Consider the following 19,949-nt stretch of genomic DNA (forward strand, 5'->3'; position numbering starts at 1 on the left):
GGCTCGGCACGGCCCTCAGCCGGCCGTCCGCGAGGGAGCCCCGGTGCTCGCCCCGGCGCTCGGCGACCGTTTCCTCCGGTTCTCGTTGAACTCGGCGACATTGCGCAGGTGTTCCTGGTAGTCCGCCGTGAAGCGGGTGTCGCCCGGCTTGACCGTGACGAAGTACAGCCAGTCCCCCTGCGTCGGATTGACGGCGGCGCGCATCGCCGCCTCGCCCGGGTTGGCGATCGGTGTGGGCGGCAGACCCATGCGCCGGTACGAGTTGTACGGGCTGTCGATCTTCGTGTCGTCGGCGGTGCTGTCCAGCGTGAAGCGGTTCAGCGCGTAGTTGATGGTGGAGTCCATCTGCAGCGGCATCCCGCGCTCCAGGCGGTTGAAGACGACCCGGGACACCCGGCCCATGTCCTCCTCGGTGGCCGCCTCGGCCTGGATGATGCTCGCGATGGTGACCGCCTGGTAGACGTTCATCGCGTTGCGCTGGGCCCCGGCCGTGACCTGACCGCCGTTGAACTTCTTGTTCGCGCTCTCGACCATGGACGTCAGCAGGGACTCGGGGGTCGACTTCTCCTTCAAGGGGTACGTCGCCGGGAAGAGATAGCCCTCCGGATTCCCCTCGGCGTCGGCCGGGAGCATCAGCTTGGCCTTGACCAGGGACTTCTTGGTGGATCCGGCGGGCAGGGCGAGGGCCTTGTCGACGGCTTCGTAGACCTGGCCGGAGCGCCAGCCCTCCGGGATCACCAGAGACGTCGGGCGCTCGGCCTCGCCACCCCCGCCCTCCACGCTCAGCAGCGGCACCGCCACGGCGGTGGCCGCCACGACGGCTCCGGTCGCGATGAGGGCGGCCCGGCCCCGGCGCGTCAGTCGAATCGTGCTCCGTGGCGGAGTGTTCATCTGCATGCGGGCACGGTAACCCGCATATCACCTCAAACCCGGCATATCTTCATCTTGTCGGTACCGGTTTCGGCGCCCTGGTCAGTTCGCGGCCCGGCTTGAGCCGCGCGTCCCGCCGTACGAGCGCCGCGTACCGCCCGCCGCTCTCCAGCAGTTCCTCGTGCGTACCGCGCTCCACGGCGCGCCCGGAGTCGAGAACGACGATCTGGTCGGCCTCCCGGACGGTGGAGAGCCGGTGGGCGATGGTGACGGTGGTGCGGTTGGCAGAGAGCGCGTCGATGGCCTGCTGCACCGCGTGCTCGGTACGGGTGTCGAGGGCACTGGTCGCCTCGTCCAGGATGAGGACCGGCGGGTCGCGCAGAATGGTGCGGGCGATGGCGAGGCGCTGCTTCTCACCACCGGAGAAGCGGTGGCCGCGTTCGCCGACGATCGTGTCGTAGCCGTCGGGCAGGGCCGCGATGTGGTCGTGGATCTGCGCCGCCCGCGCCGCCGCGTGCAGCTCCTCGTCGGTGGCGTCCGGCTTGGCGAAGCGCAGGTTGTCGGCGACCGAGGCGTGGAAGAGATACGTCTCCTGGGAGACGACGCCGATGCCCCGGGCCAGCGTGTCGAAGTCGAGGTCGCGGACGTCGACCCCGTCGAGGGTGACCCGGCCGCCCGTGACGTCGTACAGCCTCGGCACCAGGCAGCCGAGCGTGGACTTGCCGGCGCCGGTGGGCCCGACGACGGCGAGGCTGCCGCCGGCCGGCACGGTGAGGTCGATGCCGTCGAGGATCGGGCGCCCCGGGACGCCGTCCCCGCGCCTGCCGCCCTCACCGTCGTAGCGGAACTCGACGTTCTCGAAGCGGACTTCGCCCTTGATCTGGTCGAGGTGGACCGGGCGCTCGGGCTCGGTGATGTCGATCGGCAGGTCGAGGTATTCGAAGATGCGCTGGAAGAGGGCGAGCGAGGCCTGGATCTGCACGCCGGTGGAGAGCAGGCTCACGGTCGGCCGGAACAGGTTCTGCTGGAGCGAGACGAAGGCCACGAGCGTGCCGACCGAGACGGACGGACCGCCGAACTGGAACGCGATGCCGGCGGTCCAGTAGATGACGGCGGGCATGGCGGCCATGACGACGGTGATGACGGCCATGCGCCAGCGCCCGGCCATGTTGGCCCTGACCTCCAGGTCGACGAGCCCCTCGGACTCCTCGGCGAAGGACCTGGTGAGAGAGTCGGCGCGGCCCATCGTGCGGCCGAGCAGGATGCCGCTGACGGAGAGCGACTCGGTGACCGTCGCGGCCATGGCGGCCATCTGGTTCTGGCGCTGGGTGGTGATCTTCTTGCGTTCGCTGCCTACCCGGCGACTTATCCACACGAACAGCGGCAGCAGGAGCAGCGTGACCACGGTGAGGCGCCAGTCCAGGGCGACCATGGCGACGACCGTGGCGACCACGCTGGTCGTGTTGGAGACCAGGGAGGTGGCCGTGGAGGTGACGGTCGCCTGCATGCCGCCGATGTCGTTGGCGATGCGCGACTGGACCTCGCCGGTGCGGGTCCGGGTGAAGAAGGCGAGCGACATGCGCTGCAGCCGGCCGTAGACGGCGGTACGCAGATCGTGCATGACCCGCTGGCCGACGGTCGTGGAGATGAGCGTCTGCAGGACACCGAAGATGCTGGTGAGGACCGCGCTCAGGATCATGCCGAGGGCAAGAAGGCTCAGCAGGCCGGTGCGGCCCTCGGGGATCGCGGTGTCGAGGATCTCCTTGAGGAGGAAGGGCGTGGCGACCGATGCCAGCGACGCGGCGCCGACGAGCAGGCCGACGATCGCGAGCCGGCCGCGATACGGACGGAAGAGCTTCAGGATGCGGCGCACCTGTCGGGGCTGTTCCTGCGCCTCACCGGACGGTGCCCAGGTGGGGTCGTGGTCGGGATGCATGGGCTCCTACGGGAGGTGAGGTGAATCGGACTGACGGAGCTTAGCTCATTGTTACCTATGCTCACAATGAACATGGTCCTGATATTGTTCCCGTATGACCACCCCCGACGCCGACGGTCTGCTCGCCGAGCAGTTGCTGCGCCTCACACGCCGTGTGCACCGCATCCAGAAGCACCACCTCCAGCAGAGCGGGTTGGAGATCACCCCGGCGCAGTCCCGACTGCTGCGCACCCTCGCGCACTACGACGCGCCGCCGCGCATGGCCGATCTGGCGGAGCGGCTCGAGGTCGTACCCCGGGCCGTGACGACCCTGGTCGACGCGCTGGAGGAAAGCGGCCGGGTGCGCCGGGCGCCCGATCCCACCAACCGCCGGGTGATCCGGATAGAGGTCACGGACGAGGGCCGCAAGGTCCTGCGGGAGCTTCACCATGCGCGACGGTCGGCGGCGGAGGAGATCCTGGCGCCACTGTCGGACGATCAGCGGGGGGTGCTCGGGGGGCTGCTCGACACGTTGGTGGACGGCGCGCCGGGTGCGGAGCGGCGCTGCTGAAGCCGGGGGGCGTGTGGGAGGGCGTACGAAGGGGCCCGGCCGGAGGGAGCGCGAAGGCAGTCCCGGACCGAGGGCGCACGAAGGCAGCCCGGACCGAAGGCGCACGAAGGCAGTCCGGACCGAAGGCGCGCGAAAAGGCCCGGCGCTGAGTTCTGCGCCGGGCCCTTCGCATCCGGGAGTCCGGAGAAGGAGCGGTCAACTCACCTCGTGCGCGGGCTCCTTCGCCTCAGCCTTGGAGAGCGCGGGAGCCTCTGCCTTCGCGGGGGTCTCGGCGGTCTGGGGCCCGACCTCCTCTTCGGCGGCCTCGTCCTCTTCCTCCACGAACTGGATCTCCCCGTCAAGCATCTTCTTCGCCCGGTCGGTGTCCAGCGCGCCCTCCCACTTCGACACCGCGAAGACGGCGACGCAGTTGCCGAGGAGGTTGGTGACGACGCGCATCGAGTCCATGATGCGGTCGACGCCGAGGAGGAGGGCGACGGCGCCGGCGGGGATGGCGCCGAGCGAGGAGGCGGTCGCCGACAGGGCGAGGAAGGCCGAACCGGGGATGCCGGCCATGCCCTTGCTGGTCAGCATGAGGACCAGGATGACGGTGATCTGCTGGCTGAGGCTGAGGTCCACGCCCACGGCCTGCGCGATGAACAGCGTGCCGATGGAGAGGTAGATGGACGCGCCGTCGAGGTTGAAGGAGTACCCGGTGGGCAGCACCAGACCGACGGCGTCGTCACGGGCGCCGGCCTGCCGCAGCTTCTGCATCATGCGGGGCATGACGCTCTCGCTGGAGGCGGTGCCCAGCGCGAGCAGCATCTCCGCACGGGTGTAGCGGACGAACTTCCACAGGCTCAGCCCGGTCACGAGCTTCAGCGCGACGCCCAGCAGCACGAGGAACACGAGGGCGACGGCGTAGCAGAGGATGATCAGCTTGGCGTAGGTCTTCATCACGCCGAGGCCGTACTCGCCCACCAGGTGGACCATCGCGCCGAACACGGCGAGCGGGGCCAGCTTCATGACGAAGCCGACGATCGCGAAGATGACTTCCTGGGCCTGCTCGATGGCGGGCAGGATCTTGGGCACCTTGGTGTGGCCGAGGTGCAGCAGCGCGGCGCCGACGAGGCAGGCGAGCACGAGCACCTGGAGCAGGGAGTTCTCGGCGAACGCGCCGATCGCGCTCTGCGGCAGCGCGTTCAGGATGAACTCGCCGGTCGTCGGCAGTTCGCCGCCGGCGGTCTTCGCGTCGACCGCCGAGGTGTCGAGCTTCGACGGGTCGACGTTCATGCCCGAGCCGGGGCCGAAGACGTTGGCGGCGATCAGACCGATGAGCAGCGCGGCCGTGGAGGCGATCTCGAACCAGATCAGCGCCTTGAGGCCGATCCGTCCGAAGGCCTTGAGATTGCCGGCCTTGGCGATGCCGACGACGACCACGCAGAACACGAGCGGCGAGATGACCGTCTTGATGAGACGGATGAAACCGTCGCCGAGCGGTTGGAAGGTCGTGGCCGTGTCCGGCCACAACCTTCCGACGACGATTCCGAGCACAAGCGCGACACCGACTTGTGCGAACAATGAGGTACGCAGCATGCGTGCGACGCGTCGCGGCAGGGACGGTACGGACTGCGGCACGGGGCACTCCTCCGAAGGAACTTTCTGTCATGCGGAAAAGTGCTTCCGCGCCGATCACTATCGAGGAGTTGTCGCTCACGGGGAAGACCCCCGCGTTTCACCGATGTAAATCATCGAACAGACGTCACATCGCACGCATACGGCGTCAACAGCCCATTCGGTCCTCCGCCAGCACTCCCTGTACGGAGACCAGCGAACGGTCGTAGCAGCCGCCCGATCCGTACGCTCGGTAGCGCTCACTCGTCGTCCCGACCGCATGCCGCTGGTCGCGCGGCACGTTCGCCGTGTACGTGGCGTCACCGGTGTAGGTGTCGTCGAGCCGGGACCACGCTGTACGGCGTCCACCCCGCGTCTCGGTGACCGTGGCCCGGTCGCCGAGCGTGAGCACGGTCCGCAGCCGGTCGCCCGCGCCGAGCGTGGTCGTTCCGTCCATCGTGTACGACCGCTGGACGCGTGTCGTCCGGGCCGGTCCGCGCCCGTCGACGGTGACCGTCTCGTCGTCGCTCCATGTCGCGTCGAGCGCGTCGGGGTTCTCGCCGTCCGACCAGGTGTGCGTGGAGATGTTGGCGAGGCTCCGGCGGACGGTTGTCGTCACCCGGCCGTGCGAGGTGTCGACGTACCCGGCGACGGTCAGCCGGTGGCTGCCGTCGGTGTCGAGGCGGTGCTCCGCGCCGGGCGTGTACGTGGACGAGTTGGCGAGGTCGCCCGCCTGGACCTTCGTCAGGGCGCCGGTGACGTGTTCCCTCTTCGCGTCCTGCCAGACGAGGACGTTGACCGGGGTGCTCCAGCCGGTCTGCCCTTCAGGCACGCCGACGACGGAGACCTCGATCCGGTGCGGGCGGCCGTCGTTGAGGAGACCCGCGAAGGGGGTGAGGTCGTAGCGGAGGGGCTGGATGTCGAAGGCGCGGGGGCCGGGGACGACGTACCAGAGGAAGGGGTTGGACCAGCCGCCGGTCCACACGGTCGGGAACGGCGCGGCGATTCCGGCCAGTTGCCCGTCCACCTCGATCCGCACCTCGCGGTACGGCCCCTCGTCCGCCTTGCAGGAGTACGGCGCCTCCTCGGGAACCGTCAGATACCAGTACTCCTCGCAGCCGCCGCCGGACCCGGTCGCGTACACCTCGGCGATGACGCGCTCGCTGTTGCGCGGGGTGGTGAGCGTGTCGCCCTCCTGGAGGGTGACGACGCGGTCGGGGGTGGCCTTCGCCGTCTCCGCGTCGGGCCTGCCCACGTAGAAGGTCAGTGTGACCTCGACGTCGAGGATTCCGGTGTACGTGTCGTCGACGACGTTGCCGATGAGCATCTCCACGGGCTGCGTGGTGCGCAGGGTGTCGCTGTAGCGCGTGACGTCCTTCTCCACGGACCACTCGATGCCGTCGGGCGAAGGCTGCGGCGTGGACGTCCGGAACACCTCGACGCCGCCGATGTGCAGATGGCCGAGGCGGTCGAACTGGCGGCCCTTCACCTTTCCGTCGAATCGCAGGACGACCTTGCTCCAGCGTGTGCCGCAGTCCCCCGGCGGCGCGTAGGTCCCCCGGTACGGCGTGAAGTCCTTGAACTGCGCCTTGGCGACGGTCACTTCGCACGACTTCGCGTGGTCGGGTCGGGTGACGGGCGGGGCGGCGGTGATCGGGTCGTGCCAGTCGGTGCCGAACTCGGCGGGGACGTCGGCGGATTCGCCGGATTGAGCCGTCCGGGCGAGGGTGGCGGAGCCGACTGCGGATTGGGCGGGGGTGGCTGCGAGGAGGGTGCTCGCCAGGAGGGTCGCTCCGGCGAGCATGGACATGATGATCCGGCTTCTCATGGCCGGAGTTCTACGGGGAGTCGACACCTCGCCGCAATAAGATCTCCGGCCACAAGAGTGCGCGCGAGCACCTGGCGCCTCAGGCCTTCAGCTCCGCCTTGTCCCCCATGACGATCACCGGGTGCTGGGCCGGGTCGAGGGTGCGCAGCAGGTACTCCATGCCCGACTTGGACAGGCTGACGCAGGCCGAGGTGCCGCTGCCGTGGTCCATGTGCAGCCAAATACTGCCGCCCTTCGACTGACCCTCGGGCCGCGTCGGATCGATCGGCGAGGTGCCCTTGACCCGGTTGTAGTCGATGGCGATGACGTAGTCGAAGTCGTGCCAGTGCGACTTGGCCCAGTAATGCGGCGCCTGGAACGACGCCGACCGGCTGTACGGGAGCTTGGCACCGGGGTCGGCGAGGACACCCCCCGCGTCGCTGAGCGAGAACACACCGACGGGACTGCGCCGATCGCCCTCCCGATGATCGGTGGTCCACCCCTTCTTGCCGTTGTGCCCGTCCCAACTGCGGGTCTTCTTCCAGGTGGAACCGCTCTTCGTGTACAGGACGACCGTGGCGTCCGCGTCGTTCTCGCCCTCTCCGTAGACGGCCACGACCTGGCGGGATTCGGCGGGGATCTGCTTCTGGAGACGGTCGCCGACATCCGGGATACGGGTCGGGTCCACGGTCCGCGCCTCGGCCCGGTCGGTCGTGTCCCCGGACTTCGTGGCGTCGGCCTTGGCCCCGCCCGTCGTGTCGCCCGAACCGCCGCACGCCGCCAGGGACATCACCAGCGCACCACAGACCGCCGCCGCGAGCGCGGCACGAGCCGCGCCCCTCATCACACCCTCGTCGTGCGCACGGCCCGCATCCACATCGCTCGTCACGCCGGTTCGTCCCCGCCTCGTACCGCCTCTTCGCATGCGGTCCATCGTCGCACCGCGCACCGGACCCATGCGCCCGCCGTCCCGCTCGTCGGGCCCCACCCGGACAGTCCAGGCCGAAACTTTGCCCGGCGCCGGAAAACCGTTTGCTTCCGACCACGCTGCGACGCGAACCTTTCACGGCCGGTCGCTGGACCACGCCACCCCTTTTCTCCCGACTCTCCCCCACCCTGACACGAGCCTCTGGGACGTCATGCAGATTCAAGACCTTCCGTATCAAGACCCGGGTGTGCCGGACGCGCGCTCGGGTCCCCGATTCCTGTGGTGGCTCGGCCGGAATCAGCTCGGCGGGCAGTTCAAGGCGCTGGCCTGGGGGTTGTTGCACTTCACCTCCGTGGCCGGGCTGCCGTTCTGCGTCGGTTTCGCCATCCAGGCCGTGGTGGACCGCTCCGGCTCCCGGCTCGCCCTCGCGGGCGTGCTGCTGGTGCTGTGCGGGTTCACCATCGCGCTGGGCGACACCTTCCTGCACCGGTCGGCGATCACCAACTGGATCACGGCTGCCGCGCGCGTCCAGCAGCTCCTGGCCCGCAAGACGGCACAGCTCGGCTCGGCGCTGACGCGCCGGGTCGCGGCAGGTGAGGTCGTCGCGGTCTCCACGGGCGACGTCGAGAAGATCGGCTGGTTCGTCGAGGCCGTCTCCCGCTTCACCGCCGCCGCCCTCACCGTGGTGCTGGTCTGTGTCAGTCTGGTCGTCTACCAGCCCGCGCTCGGCATCGTCGTCGCCGTGGGTGTCCCTGTCCTCGCCCTGGCCGTCCTGCCGTTGCTGCCCCGCGCGACCCGGCGTGCCGACTTCCAGCGCGAGAAGGCGGGCCGTGCCACCGAGTTGGCCTCCGACACCGTCGCGGGTCTGCGCGTCCTGCGCGGCATCGGCGGCGAGGACCTCTTCCTGGACCGCTACCGCAGGGCCTCGCAGGAGGTCCGTCACGCCGCCGTCCGCAGCGCCCGTATGTGGGCCCTGATCTCCGGCATCCAGGTGCTGCTGCCGGGGCTGCTGATGATCGCGGTCGTCTGGCACGGCGTGGGTCTCGCCCGCGAGGGCCGCATCACGGTCGGCGAACTGGTCACCGTGTACAGCGCCGTCATGCTGCTGACGTATCCGCTCAGGCACTTCGAGGAGATCGCGATGGCGTACTCCTTCTCCCGTCCGTCCGCCAAGCGGGCCGCCGGGGTGCTGTCGCTGGAGCGGGCCACGGACACCGAGGGGTCCCGAGAGGCGTCCGTGCCCGTCGGAGACCTGTACGACCCGGCGACCGGGCTACTGGCGCCCGCCGGGTGTCTCACCGCGGTGGTGTGCGGCGACCCGGACGCGGCCGGACGGCTGGCGGAGCGGCTGGGTGGCCACGCCCCCGAGGAGGGCACCTCCGTCCTCCTCGGCGGCGTACCGCTCGACGAGCTCCCCATCGACTCCGCCCGCACGGCCGTCCTCGTCCAGGACAAGGACCCCGTGCTGCTCTCCGGCACGCTGCGCGAACTCCTCGACGTCCCCGCCTCGGGCCAGGTCACCGCCGAGGCGGCGCTGGCCGCCGCCCAGTGCGGTGATGTGCTGGAAGCCCTGGTCCAGGGGTCGCTGGAGGCCGAGGACCCGATGGACGCGCGGATCACCGAGCGCGGCCGATCCCTGTCCGGCGGGCAGCGCCAGCGGCTCGCACTGGCCCGCTCCCTGATCACGGACCCGGGCGTACTGGTCCTGGACGAGCCGACCTCCGCCGTCGACTCGCACACCGAGGCCCGGGTCGCCGACGGCATCCGATCGCTCCGGGCCGGCAGCACGACGGTCGTCTTCACCTCCTCGCCCCTCCTCCTCGACCTCGCCGAGCGCGTCGTCCTCGTACACGGCGGCGAGGTCGTGGCGGTCGGCGTCCACCGCGACCTGGTGCACAAGGAACCCCGGTACCGGGCCGTCGTCACCCGCGAGACCGACGAGGATGCCGACCTGGCCGACGGGCCCGACGAGAAGGCCACCCCGGCCGCCGGGCCCGCCAGGAAGGCTGCCCTCACGAGCCGACCGCAAGACCGCAAGACCGCCCTCAGCGACGTGCTGGACGAACTGGAAGAGATCGAGGAGACCGCATGATCGGCGTGGCGCCACCGGCCTACGACCCGGCCGCCCCGACGACGGCGAACACCCTGCCCGTCGGTGCCCCCGCGACCGTACGCGCCTACGTGGCCGAACTGTTCCGTCGGCACCGCCGGGCCTTCGCCCTGCTCATCACCGTCAACACGGTCGCCGTCGTCGCCTCGATGGCGGGCCCCTACCTGCTCGGCGCACTCGTCGAACGGGTCGCCGACGATGCGCGTGAGCTCCATCTGGAACTCACGGCGACGGTGTTCGTCGTCGCCCTCGTCATCCAGGCCGTCTTCGTACGCGAGGTGCGACTGCGCGGCGCCATGCTGGGCGAGCGGATGCTGGCCGACCTCCGCGAGGACTTCCTCGTCCGGTCGGTCGGACTGCCGCCGGGAGTCCTGGAACGCGCCGGCACGGGTGACCTGCTCTCCCGCATCACCACGGACATCGACCGGCTCGCCAACGCCATGCGCGAGGCCGTGCCCCAGCTGGCGATCGGCGTGGTGTGGGTGGCGCTGCTCCTCGGCGGACTCGCCGTGACCGCACCCCCACTGGCCCTCGCCGTACTGCTTGCCCTGCCGCTGCTGATCGTCGGCTGCCGCTGGTACTTCAAGCGCGCCCCTTCCGCCTACCGCTCGGAGTCCGCCGGGTACGCCGCCGTCGCCGCCGTCCTCGCGGAGACGGTGGACGCCGGCCGCACCGTCGAGGCCCACCGCCTCGGCACCCGTCGCATCGACCTGTCCAACCAGCGTGTCCGCGAGTGGACCGCCTGGGAGCGGTACACCCTGTGGCTGCGATCGGTGCTCTTCCCCGTCATCAACCTCACGCACACCACGATCCTCGGCTCTGTCCTGATCATCGGCGGGGTGTTCGTCCTGCAGGGCTGGATCGGGCTCGGGCAACTGACCACGGGCGCGCTCATCGCCCAGATGCTCGTCGACCCGATCAACCTGATCCTCCGCTGGTACGACGAACTGCAGGTCGCCGAGGTGTCGCTGGCCCGCCTGGTCGGTGTCCGGGACATCGAGCCGGAGGCGGGCGACCCGGCCGTCGCCCCCGAGGGGCGTCATGTCCACGCCGACCAGGTGCGCTTCGGGTACCGCGACGGCGTCGACGTCCTGCGCAAGGTGTCCCTGGAGGTCGCGCCCGGCACCCGACTCGCCCTCGTCGGCCCCTCCGGCGCGGGCAAATCGACCCTGGGCAGGCTCCTCGCCGGGATCTACGCGCCCCGCGACGGCAGCATCACCCTGGGTGGCGCCGAGCTCTCCCGGATGCCCGCCGAGGACGTCCGCTCGCACGTGGCGCTGGTCAACCAGGAGCACCATGTGTTCGTGGGCTCTCTGCGCGACAACCTGCTCCTCGCCCGCACGGCTGCGCAGGACGCCGAGCTGTGGGCGGCACTGGGCGCGGTGGACGCCGACACCTGGGCACGTGCCCTGGACGAGGGACTGGACACGGAGGTCGGCTCCGGCGGCTTCTCGCTCACTCCGGCACAGGCCCAGCAGATCGCGCTGGCCCGACTGGTCCTCGCCGACCCGCACACGCTGGTCCTGGACGAGGCCACCTCGCTCCTCGACCCGCGCGCGGCCCGCCATCTGGAACGCTCCCTCGCCCGCGTCCTCGACGGCCGCACCGTCGTCGCCATCGCCCACCGGCTGCACACCGCCCATGACGCCGACGTCATCGCCGTCGTCGAGAACGGCCGCATCAGCGAACTGGGCAGCCACGACCAACTGGTCGAGGCCGACGGCGCCTACGCCGCCCTGTGGAGGTCGTGGCACGGCTGACCGGCTCGGGGGCGGGGCCGTCACGGGTGTGACCGGCGGACGCGGGGCCACCGTCCCGTGCCCGGTGAACCTGCCCGCAGCCGTCACGGTCCCGTGCCCGGTCGACTCGCTCGGCGCCGCAGCCGTCGCGGGTTCGGTGCCCCTCGGCGGGGAGACCTCGGCCCGAACCCGGGCCACCGGCGGTTGCGGGGCCGCCCAGGCCGTGCCCTGCCGCCCTACCCGGATCGGACGCGCCCCGGAAGGGCCGCGTCCGGGTGGGCGACGGCCAGGTGGTCCGGCGGTCTCCGGCCCCCTGCCGTTGCGCGGTGCCGAACGCGAGTGGAAGGCTGGTGGTGGGCACTGATTCGGGGGACGCCCGTGAACCGCCCGGTTCGCGGGGTTCGGGCCGCAGCCCAGCGGCCCGCGCGCCCACCGTCGCCGAGCGGTGGCACCGGGCCCGTCCCACCACTGGAGGCACCCGTGGACAGAGCCGGCGGATGGGGAGACGACGTCTACCAGCCAGACGGATCCGAGATCCAGGACGACGCGGGGCTGCTGGACGCCGAGGACACCCTGGTCGCCGACGGTGTGACCGACCCCCTCGACCGGGGCTGGTCCCCACCGGAGCGGCCATGGGCTGTGGAGCACACCGGTGTGACGGCGGCGGAGCGACTGCGCGGCGAAACCCTGGAGCAGCGCCTCGCCGAGGAGCTCCCTGACATCGCCTACCCCGACGGGGACGGCATCGGCGACTCCCGGGACACCGACGGCGAGCCCTTGGACAACGAGGTGGGAGACCTCCGCTCCGGCCGTCTCGTCGCCCCCGACGAGGGTTCGCACGAGGACGAGGAGAGCGGGCTGATCGCCACCGACGTGGGCATCGACGGGGCGGCCGCCTCCGCCGAGGAAGCGGCGATGCACATCGTGGACGAGGAATCCCAGCCGGGCTGACCCACCCTCGAAGGAGCCGTCCGGGACCGAACGACCGCCACGTCGGTGGTGGCCGCGGCGCGTCAGATGACGTTCAGCGCTGCCGCCGCGCCCACTCCCCCGAGCACCATGAACACGGGCATCAGCACCCGCAGCTCCACCCAGCTGCCGGCCCTGAACCGCATGGCCTTCGGCGGGCCCAGCGGGTACCAGCGCTTGCGCCCGATCGGTATCGGCCACAGGACCGGGCATCCCGATACGGTCAGCGCGTCCCCGATGTCGTGCACCAGCGCGCCGAGCACGATCGGCAGCCCGAGCCACAGGTACTCCTGGCCCGGCTGCGTGAACAGCCAGTCCGCCCCGTTGCCCGGCTTGTCCAGGACACCCGCGAGGATCCAGGCACTCGTCGCGGCCAGCAGCCACACCAGCACATCGCTGCTCGAGCCCCGGGCCGCCCGCCACAGCAGACCCTCGATGGCCAGCACCAAGTGGACGAAGAGGATGGCCAGCACGGCCCAGCGGCCGCCCGTGATGGCGATGCCGGAGGCGCCGGCACCGAGCAGTGCCGCCCACAGCCAGGTGTGCGTGAGGGTGCGATGCCCGCCCGAGCGGCGCGGGTCGCCCTGCTTCTTCGTCGCCTTGTAGACGGCGTACGAGAGCTTGTCCACGATCTCGCACACCCAGCGCGACAGCGGACCGAAGGAGCGCGAGATCGTGGCCGCCTTGTGGTCCAGGTCCGGGGCGAGCGCGGCACCCGCGCAGATCAGCGCACCGACCAGGAGAACCGGCCAGGGCATGGTGTGCCCGGTGGCGGCCGCTGCCGCCCCTACGCCGAGCCAGGCCGCGGCTCCCGACAGTGAGTGTGCTGGTCCCATCATGGCCGTGCCCCGTCCCATTCCGTTCGTGCCGCTGTCCAGGCGCCTTGTGCCGCTGTCCAGTTGTCCAGGTGCGCTGACGCCGCGTCGGCGCCACAGCGTAGCGTTCGCGATCTTCGGTCCGGCATCCGATTCCCCCATCAGGTGCGCGGGCAGGCAAGATGGGGGCGTGACCCTCATCGATCAGCTGCCGCGGACCGCCGACCCCGACGCCCTCTACGAAGCCTTCGAGTCGTGGGCCCAGGAACGCGGTCTCACCCTCTACCCGCATCAGGAGGAGGCGCTCATCGAGGTGGTCTCCGGCGCGAACGTGATCGTGTCGACGCCCACCGGCTCCGGCAAGAGCATGATCGCGGCGGGCGCGCACTTCGCGGCCCTCGCCCGGGACGAGGTCACCTTCTACACGGCCCCGATCAAGGCGCTCGTCTCGGAGAAGTTCTTCGAGCTGTGCAAGATCTTCGGCACCGAGAACGTCGGCATGCTCACCGGCGACGCCTCCGTGAACGCCGACGCCCCCGTCATCTGCTGCACCGCCGAGGTACTGGCGTCCATCGCGCTGCGCGACGGCAAGCACGCCGACGTCGGCCAGGTCGTGATGGACGAGTTCCACTTCTACGCGGAGGCCGACCGCGGCTGGGCCTGGCAGATCCCGATCCTGGAGCTCCCGCAGGCACAGTTCATCCTGATGTCGGCGACGCTCGGCGACGTCTCGATGTTCGAGAAGGACCTCACCCGGCGCACCGGCCGGCCCACCTCGGTGGTCCGCTCGGCGACCCGCCCGGTGCCGCTCTCCTACGAATACGTGCTGACCCCGATGACGGAGACGCTCACGGAGCTGCTCGCCACCAAACAGGCTCCCGTGTACATCGTGCACTTCACGCAGGCGCAGGCCGTGGAGCGGGCACAGGCGCTGATGAGCATCAACATGTGCACGCGGGAGGAGAAGGACCGGATCGCCGAACTGATCGGCAACTTCCGCTTCACCACCAAGTTCGGCCGCAACCTCTCCCGTTACGTGCGGCACGGCATCGGTGTGCACCACGCCGGCATGCTGCCCAAGTACCGGCGTCTGGTGGAAAAACTGGCACAGGCCGGTCTGCTGAAGGTCATCTGCGGCACGGACACGCTCGGCGTCGGCGTCAACGTCCCCATTCGCACCGTGTTGTTCACCGCCCTCACCAAGTACGACGGGAACCGGGTGCGGACGCTGCGGGCCCGTGAGTTCCACCAGATCGCGGGGCGTGCCGGGCGGGCCGGCTTCGACACCGCGGGCTACGTGGTGGCCCAGGCGCCCGAGCACGTCATCGAGAACGAGAAGGCGCTCGCCAAGGCCGGCGACGACCCGAAGAAGCGCCGCAAGGTGGTCCGCAAGAAGGCACCCGAGGGGTTCGTCGGCTGGACCGACAACACCTTCGAGAAGCTCATCGCCTCCGACCCGGAGCCGCTCACCTCCCGCTTCCGCGTCACCCACACGATGCTGCTGTCGGTGATCGCCCGGCCGGGCAACGCCTTCGAGGCGATGCGCCATCTGCTGGAGGACAACCACGAGCCGCGCAAGCAGCAGCTGCGGCACATCCGTCGGGCGATCGCGATCTACCGTTCGCTCCTCGACGGCGGCATCGTCGAGAAGCTCGACCAGCCGGACGCCGAGGGCCGCATCGTCCGGCTGACGGTCGATCTCCAGCAGGACTTCGCGCTCAACCAGCCACTGTCCACCTTCGCGCTGGCCTCGTTCGAACTGCTGGACCCGGAGTCCCCGTCGTACGCCCTCGACATGGTGTCGGTCGTCGAGTCGACGCTGGACGACCCGCGGCAGATCCTCGCCGCCCAGCAGAACAAGGCACGCGGTGAGGCCGTGGCCGCGATGAAGGCGGACGGGGTCGAGTACGAGGAGCGCATGGAGCGGCTCCAGGATGTCAGCTACCCCAAGCCCCTGGAGGAGCTGCTCTTCCACGCGTACAACACGTACCGCAAGAGCCACCCCTGGGTCGGCGACCATCCCCTCTCGCCGAAGTCCGTGATCCGGGACATGTACGAACGAGCCATGTCCTTCACGGAGTTGACCTCCTACTACGAGCTGGCCCGCACCGAGGGCATCGTGCTGCGCTACCTCGCCGGCGCCTACAAGGCCCTCGACCACACGGTCCCCGACGACCTGAAGTCGGACGATCTGGAGGACTTGATCGCCTGGCTCGGCGAGATGGTGCGTCAGGTCGACTCCAGTCTCCTCGACGAGTGGGAGCAACTGGCCAACCCCGAGGTGATGACCGCCGAGGAGGCCCAGGAGAGGGCCGACCAGGTCAAGCCGGTGACCTCCAACGCGCGTGCCTTCCGTGTCCTCGTCCGCAACGCCATGTTCCGCCGTGTCGAGCTGGCCGCCCTCGACCAGGTGGGTGAGCTGGGCGAGTTGGACGCCGAGTCCGGCTGGGACGCCGAGCGGTGGGGCGAGGCCATGGACAAGTACTGGGACGAGTACGAGGAGCTCGGCACCGGTCCCGACGCCCGTGGCCCGCGGTTGCTGATGATCGAGGAGGAGCCGCAGAACGGACTGTGGCGCGTCCGCCAGACCTTCGCCGACCCGAACGGCGATCATGACTGGGGCATCAGCGCGGAGGTCGACCTCGCCGCCTCCGACACCGAGGGACGCGCCGTCGTCAAGGTCACCGACGTCGGTCAGCTGTGAGCACAGGAGAGGCCAGTACATGACCACCAACCCCGCCGAGCGGCTCGTCGACCTGCTCGACCTGGAGCAGATCGAGGTCAACATCTTCCGTGGGCGCAGCCCGCAGGAGTCCCTGCAGCGGGTCTTCGGCGGCCAGGTCGCCGGCCAGGCGCTGGTCGCCGCCGGGCGGACCACGGAGGGCGACCGGCCGGTGCATTCGCTGCACGCGTACTTCCTGCGCCCGGGCCGTCCGGGCGTGCCGATCGTGTACCAGGTCGAGCGAGTCCGCGACGGGCGGTCGTTCACCACGCGCCGGGTCACCGCCGTGCAGCAGGGCCGCACGATCTTCAATCTGACCGCCTCCTTTCACAAGCCTGAAGAGGGGAGTTTCGAGCACCAGCTGCCGCCCGCCCGGAAGGTGCCGGACCCCGAGTCGCTGCCGACGGTGACGCAGGAGATCACCGAGCATCTGGGCACGCTCCCCGAGCAGTTGGAGCGCATGGCCCGGCGTCAGCCCTTCGACATCCGGTATGTCGACCGGCTGCGCTGGACCGCCGAGGAGGTCGAGAACGCCGAGCCGCGCAGCGCGGTGTGGATGCGGGCCGTGGGCCCTCTGGGCGACGACCCTCTGGTGCACACCTGTGCGCTGACGTACGCCAGCGACATGACCCTTCTGGATGCCGTCCGTATCCCGGTCGAGCCCCTCTGGGGGCCCCGTGGCTTCGACATGGCGTCGCTGGACCACGCCATGTGGTTCCACCGGCCGTTCCGCACGGACGAGTGGTTCCTGTACGACCAGGAGTCCCCGATCGCGGTGGGCGGCCGCGGGCTGGCTCGTGGCCGCATCTACGACCTCGAGGGACGTCTGCTCGTGTCCGTCGTGCAGGAAGGGCTGTTCCGCAAGCTCGGCGCCTGACCGGCGGGTCAGTGCTTTCCGCTCCGGAGCCATCCCAACAGGCCGCGTCGCCTCTCGGGAGCCGTGCCCGCTGTCGGCCGCGGTTTCCCGGGACGCCGCCCGCCCTGGGGTGAGTGCGCAGATCGCGCAGCCACGACGGGTGTCTCGTGTCGGGCGGCGGCGGTCGACGCCGGCGCTTTCCGGCGTGGCCTCGGCGCGAGTCGGTGGGCGCGGGCCTCGATGAGGGACTGCTGGAGGTCCGTCCGCAGCCATTCGATCTCATCCGGGTCGTCCGCCGTCATGATCCGTGTGGTGATCCGTGCGGCCGGCGAGTCGGGGGTGCCGTGGTCGGCCCGCTCGGGCAGGTGGCGGGTCAAGTGGGCGCGTTCGTGGGGGTCCTGGACGGTCCTCGCGACCTGGATCGGATCGAGCAGGGAGGCCGGGGCGGCGGCGCGCCGCCAGGGGTCGTCGGCCTGCCGCAGCAGGAATCCGAGATGCCGTCCTCGCCAGTTCCGTGCGCGCAGGTCCAGCCCCGCGTCGAGCTGACGCCTCAGTTCCTCCGGGATACGGCCCGTCAGCCACTGGGTGTTCTTCCCGTCGGCGACGAACTGCCTCAGTTCGACCGCCAGATAGAGCCAGACCACCGCGCGGTAGCGGTTGAGATGCCACTTGACCGGCGTGACCAGGCCCAGCCGTGCCAGACGCATGAACCGAGAGGTCGGCACGCCCAGGATCTCGGCGGCCGCGTGGGAGCCCACGGCCTCGACCCGTTCCCGCAGAGCTTCCGGGAAGCCCTCCTCCTTACGGACCCGGTCGATCTCCGCTCGGGTGACCCGACGGCCTCCGCCCGCGTCGTCGACGACCGTTCGTAGGCAACCCAGTTGTACGGCGAGGTCGAGTTCGCTCCGTTTCAGGCCCAGTTCGCGGGCGGCACGGCCCGGAGTGAGGGTGCGGCCGGTCGCCCCGGCCGCTGCCGGGGCGCCGCTCGACGTGGTGGGCGTGCCGGGCTCGGTGGTCGTGGTGCGCGTGATGGGCTGCGTGATGGTGTCGCCGGACATGGCGGTTCTCCCCCGTGCGGTGTGGTGCTCGCGCTGGTCTCGCGCTCGCCTCGGGAAAAACCGTAGCCCGTTCGCCGCATGTCGTGGCGGCCCTGTGGATAACTCTGCCCACAACGACGAAAGACCAGGTCAGCGGTCCATCGCGGCCGAGTGTTCAGGCTTACGGGCATCCACGCGGAGGTGTTCGCCGACACGGTTCACCAGCAGCGTCATCTCGTAGGCGATCTGACCGATGTCCGCCTCCGCGGCGCTGAGGACGCACAGGCAGCTGCCCGGTCCGGCAGCGGTGACGAAGAGCACCGCGTCGTCGAACTCGATCATCGTCTGCCGTACGTCACCGGCTCCGAAGTGGCGGCCCGAGCCCTTGGCGAGGCTGTGCAGACCCGAGGAGACCGCGGCGAGGTGTTCGGAGTCCTCGCGCCGCAGGCCGGTACTCGCCGCGGTGACGAGTCCGTCGGTGGACAGCACCAAGGCGTGCCGTATGGGTTCCACGCGCTCGGTCAGATCGTCCAGCAGCCAACCGAGTCCCGCGTTCTGCACCATTGTTCGTACTCCCCGTTTCGTCGTTCCCCCTGCCAAGGAGGATCCGACGATTCAGCCTTCCCCACTGCTGCCGTCGGAGCAAGCAGGATGGGGACATGGCAAGGAAGATGACCGACAAGGATGGGCGGGCCTTCTTCGCGAACGGCGACAACGGGCGCTTCCCCGCCCGAAACAACAGTGTCAAGGGACGGAAACCGGCCAGGAGCGGCCGTGTCGACGCCGGTTCAGCCCACGGAGTCGAGCAGCCGGGCGGTGTGCATCCGTCCGGCGTACTCGACGAGCCGGATCAGCACTTCCTTCCCCGAGTCGCGGTCACGGGCGTCGCAGAGGACCACGGGGGTGCCCTGATCCAGGTCGAGGGCGCGGGAGACGTCCGGGGCGCCGTAGGAGCGGGCTCCCGCGAAGCAGTTGACGGCGACCACGAACGGGATGTGCCGGTGCTCGAAGTAGTCGACTGCCGGGAAGCAGTCCTGGAGTCGCCTCGTGTCCGCGAGGACGACGGCGCCTAACGCCCCCTGCGCCAGTTCGTCCCACAGGAACCAGAACCGGTCCTGCCCCGGTGTGCCGAACAGGTACAGCGAGAGCCCGGACCTGATGGTGATGCGACCGAAGTCCATGGCGACGGTGGTGGTGACCTTCTGGTCCACCCCGTCGGTGTCGTCGACCGACTGGCCCACCTCGCTCAGGAGTTCCTCGGTGCGCAGCGGCCTGATCTCGCTGACCGCGCCGACCAGGGTGGTCTTGCCCACGCCGAATCCGCCTGCGACAAGGATCTTCAGTGCCAGGGCGCCCGTGTCGCCGTCTGTCTCATCGGAGTGCTCGGAGACCATCGATCACTTCTCTCGGGAGTGTCGGCCGTGGTCGACATGGATTCGGCTGTGCGGAGTCAGCATCATGGCAACTGCCACTCCTCGGTGTGGCGTTGGACCGCTATTTCATGTCACCGACCGCTTGTGCGCGTTCGGTGCCGGGTTGGATGCACAAGTCGGTACGGGATGAACCCATGTGCTTGTTCATCTACAGGGCCCTCAGCCCCTCGATCACCTCGCGCAGGATCCGCTCGTCCGGCAGCTGCGCGGGCGGTACGGGGCGGCTGACGGCGACATGACCGAGCTCCAGGAGGTCGCCGAGGAGCACCCGCACCACGCCGACGGGCAGGTCGGCACCCGCGGAGAGTTCGGCGACCGACTGGGTCTCGGTACGGCACAGTTCGAGGAGAGAGCGGTGTTCCGGCCCGAGCGAGGTGTCGTCGTCGACGCCGGGTGCGCCGGTGTCGAGCGAGACCAGCGCGATCAGGTCGAAGTGGGCACCGTTCGGGCCGGGCCTCGTGCGGCCGCCCGTCATGGCGTAGGGACGGACGAGCGGCCCGGCCTCGTTGTCGTACCACCGGCTGTCCGGCGGCTCGTGCGAGGCTTCGGTGTTGCTGCCTTCGGTCATGAGCACGCCCTGTCCG

General features: G+C 70.1%; 16 protein-coding genes. 6 read left to right on the top strand and 10 right to left on the bottom strand.

Annotated elements, in window-relative coordinates:
- Positions 1-15: 15 nt before the first annotated feature.
- Both mltG and OG272_RS05355 read right to left on the bottom strand, forming a co-directional pair.
- Positions 16-897, bottom strand: a complete 882-nt coding sequence (gene mltG, locus OG272_RS05350; RefSeq protein WP_326584708.1) for an endolytic transglycosylase MltG — start codon at positions 895-897, stop codon at positions 16-18.
- Between the two features lie 43 nt (positions 898-940).
- A complete protein-coding gene (locus OG272_RS05355) occupies positions 941-2,806 on the bottom strand; it encodes an ABC transporter ATP-binding protein (RefSeq protein WP_327731005.1) in 1,866 nt (621 codons plus the stop codon).
- A 94-nt stretch (positions 2,807-2,900) separates the two neighbouring features.
- On the opposite strand from OG272_RS05355, the gene OG272_RS05360 reads away from it, so the two are divergent.
- The gene (locus OG272_RS05360; RefSeq protein WP_327731004.1) at positions 2,901-3,356 is read left to right on the top strand and encodes a MarR family transcriptional regulator; all 456 of its coding nucleotides are present in this window, start codon (positions 2,901-2,903) and stop codon (positions 3,354-3,356) included.
- Between the two features lie 195 nt (positions 3,357-3,551).
- On the opposite strand, the gene OG272_RS05365 is transcribed toward OG272_RS05360, so the two are convergent.
- From OG272_RS05365 to OG272_RS05375, 3 genes are all read right to left on the bottom strand, one after another.
- Entirely contained in the window at positions 3,552-4,973 is a 1,422-nt protein-coding gene (locus tag OG272_RS05365; protein WP_326584705.1) for a cation:dicarboxylate symporter family transporter, read from the bottom strand.
- A 145-nt stretch (positions 4,974-5,118) separates the two neighbouring features.
- A complete protein-coding gene (locus OG272_RS05370; RefSeq protein ID WP_405892693.1) occupies positions 5,119-6,777 on the bottom strand; it encodes a peptide-N4-asparagine amidase in 1,659 nt (552 codons plus the stop codon).
- Between the two features lie 79 nt (positions 6,778-6,856).
- Positions 6,857-7,600, bottom strand: coding sequence for a hypothetical protein (locus OG272_RS05375; RefSeq protein WP_327732333.1), 744 nt, complete (start codon positions 7,598-7,600; stop codon positions 6,857-6,859).
- A gap of 295 nt (positions 7,601-7,895) precedes the next feature.
- On the opposite strand from OG272_RS05375, the gene OG272_RS05380 reads away from it, so the two are divergent.
- From OG272_RS05380 to OG272_RS05390, 3 genes are all read left to right on the top strand, one after another.
- Positions 7,896-9,776, top strand: coding sequence for an ABC transporter ATP-binding protein (locus OG272_RS05380; protein WP_327731002.1), 1,881 nt, complete (start codon positions 7,896-7,898; stop codon positions 9,774-9,776).
- On the top strand, positions 9,773-11,554 hold the full coding sequence (locus OG272_RS05385) for an ABC transporter ATP-binding protein (RefSeq protein WP_327731001.1): 1,782 nt from the start codon (positions 9,773-9,775) through the stop codon (positions 11,552-11,554). The genes OG272_RS05380 and OG272_RS05385 overlap by 4 nt, the downstream gene beginning before the upstream one ends.
- A gap of 459 nt (positions 11,555-12,013) precedes the next feature.
- On the top strand, positions 12,014-12,484 hold the full coding sequence (locus OG272_RS05390) for a DUF5709 domain-containing protein (RefSeq protein ID WP_326584701.1): 471 nt from the start codon (positions 12,014-12,016) through the stop codon (positions 12,482-12,484).
- Positions 12,485-12,546: 62 nt separating this feature from the next.
- Here OG272_RS05390 and OG272_RS05395 read toward each other — a convergent pair whose 3' ends face one another.
- Complete coding sequence (locus OG272_RS05395) at positions 12,547-13,341, bottom strand: metal-dependent hydrolase (protein WP_327731000.1); 795 nt, start codon at positions 13,339-13,341, stop codon at positions 12,547-12,549.
- 166 nt (positions 13,342-13,507) lie between these two features.
- On the opposite strand from OG272_RS05395, the gene OG272_RS05400 reads away from it, so the two are divergent.
- Entirely contained in the window at positions 13,508-16,021 is a 2,514-nt protein-coding gene (locus OG272_RS05400) for a DUF3516 domain-containing protein (protein WP_326584699.1), read from the top strand.
- A 19-nt stretch (positions 16,022-16,040) separates the two neighbouring features.
- Complete coding sequence (locus OG272_RS05405) at positions 16,041-16,916, top strand: acyl-CoA thioesterase II (RefSeq protein ID WP_326584698.1); 876 nt, start codon at positions 16,041-16,043, stop codon at positions 16,914-16,916.
- A gap of 8 nt (positions 16,917-16,924) precedes the next feature.
- Here the strand turns inward: OG272_RS05405 and OG272_RS05410 are convergent, their stop codons facing one another.
- The 4 genes from OG272_RS05410 to OG272_RS05425 all read right to left on the bottom strand — a co-directional run bounded on the left by OG272_RS05410 (position 16,925) and on the right by OG272_RS05425 (position 19,933).
- Positions 16,925-17,953, bottom strand: coding sequence for a DUF6397 family protein (locus tag OG272_RS05410; protein ID WP_405892696.1), 1,029 nt, complete (start codon positions 17,951-17,953; stop codon positions 16,925-16,927).
- Between the two features lie 129 nt (positions 17,954-18,082).
- Positions 18,083-18,496, bottom strand: a complete 414-nt coding sequence (locus tag OG272_RS05415) for a roadblock/LC7 domain-containing protein (protein ID WP_326584696.1) — start codon at positions 18,494-18,496, stop codon at positions 18,083-18,085.
- A gap of 224 nt (positions 18,497-18,720) precedes the next feature.
- Entirely contained in the window at positions 18,721-19,326 is a 606-nt protein-coding gene (locus OG272_RS05420) for an ATP/GTP-binding protein (protein WP_326584695.1), read from the bottom strand.
- A 187-nt stretch (positions 19,327-19,513) separates the two neighbouring features.
- Entirely contained in the window at positions 19,514-19,933 is a 420-nt protein-coding gene (locus tag OG272_RS05425) for a DUF742 domain-containing protein (protein WP_326584694.1), read from the bottom strand.
- Between the last annotated feature and the right edge of the window lie 16 nt (positions 19,934-19,949).

The organism is Streptomyces sp. NBC_00104 (assembly GCF_045160825.1).
Lineage (GTDB): Bacteria > Actinomycetota > Actinomycetes > Streptomycetales > Streptomycetaceae > Streptomyces.

What these genes read in the sequence shown, in the direction of transcription:
- OG272_RS05380 (WP_327731002.1), top strand. Translation starts at nt 7,896, where the DNA reads ATGCAGATTCAAGACCTTCCGTATCAAGACCCGGGTGTGCCGGACGCG.
- OG272_RS05420 (WP_326584695.1), bottom strand. Translation starts at nt 19,326, where the DNA reads ATGGTCTCCGAGCACTCCGATGAGACAGACGGCGACACGGGCGCCCTG.
- mltG (WP_326584708.1), bottom strand. Translation starts at nt 897, where the DNA reads ATGCAGATGAACACTCCGCCACGGAGCACGATTCGACTGACGCGCCGG.
- OG272_RS05425 (WP_326584694.1), bottom strand. Translation starts at nt 19,933, where the DNA reads ATGACCGAAGGCAGCAACACCGAAGCCTCGCACGAGCCGCCGGACAGC.
- OG272_RS05405 (WP_326584698.1), top strand. Translation starts at nt 16,041, where the DNA reads ATGACCACCAACCCCGCCGAGCGGCTCGTCGACCTGCTCGACCTGGAG.
- OG272_RS05395 (WP_327731000.1), bottom strand. Translation starts at nt 13,341, where the DNA reads ATGATGGGACCAGCACACTCACTGTCGGGAGCCGCGGCCTGGCTCGGC.
- OG272_RS05375 (WP_327732333.1), bottom strand. Translation starts at nt 7,600, where the DNA reads ATGAGGGGCGCGGCTCGTGCCGCGCTCGCGGCGGCGGTCTGTGGTGCG.
- OG272_RS05355 (WP_327731005.1), bottom strand. Translation starts at nt 2,806, where the DNA reads ATGCATCCCGACCACGACCCCACCTGGGCACCGTCCGGTGAGGCGCAG.
- OG272_RS05370 (WP_405892693.1), bottom strand. Translation starts at nt 6,777, where the DNA reads ATGAGAAGCCGGATCATCATGTCCATGCTCGCCGGAGCGACCCTCCTG.
- OG272_RS05385 (WP_327731001.1), top strand. Translation starts at nt 9,773, where the DNA reads ATGATCGGCGTGGCGCCACCGGCCTACGACCCGGCCGCCCCGACGACG.
- OG272_RS05360 (WP_327731004.1), top strand. Translation starts at nt 2,901, where the DNA reads ATGACCACCCCCGACGCCGACGGTCTGCTCGCCGAGCAGTTGCTGCGC.
- OG272_RS05410 (WP_405892696.1), bottom strand. Translation starts at nt 17,953, where the DNA reads ATGTCCGGCGACACCATCACGCAGCCCATCACGCGCACCACGACCACC.
- OG272_RS05415 (WP_326584696.1), bottom strand. Translation starts at nt 18,496, where the DNA reads ATGGTGCAGAACGCGGGACTCGGTTGGCTGCTGGACGATCTGACCGAG.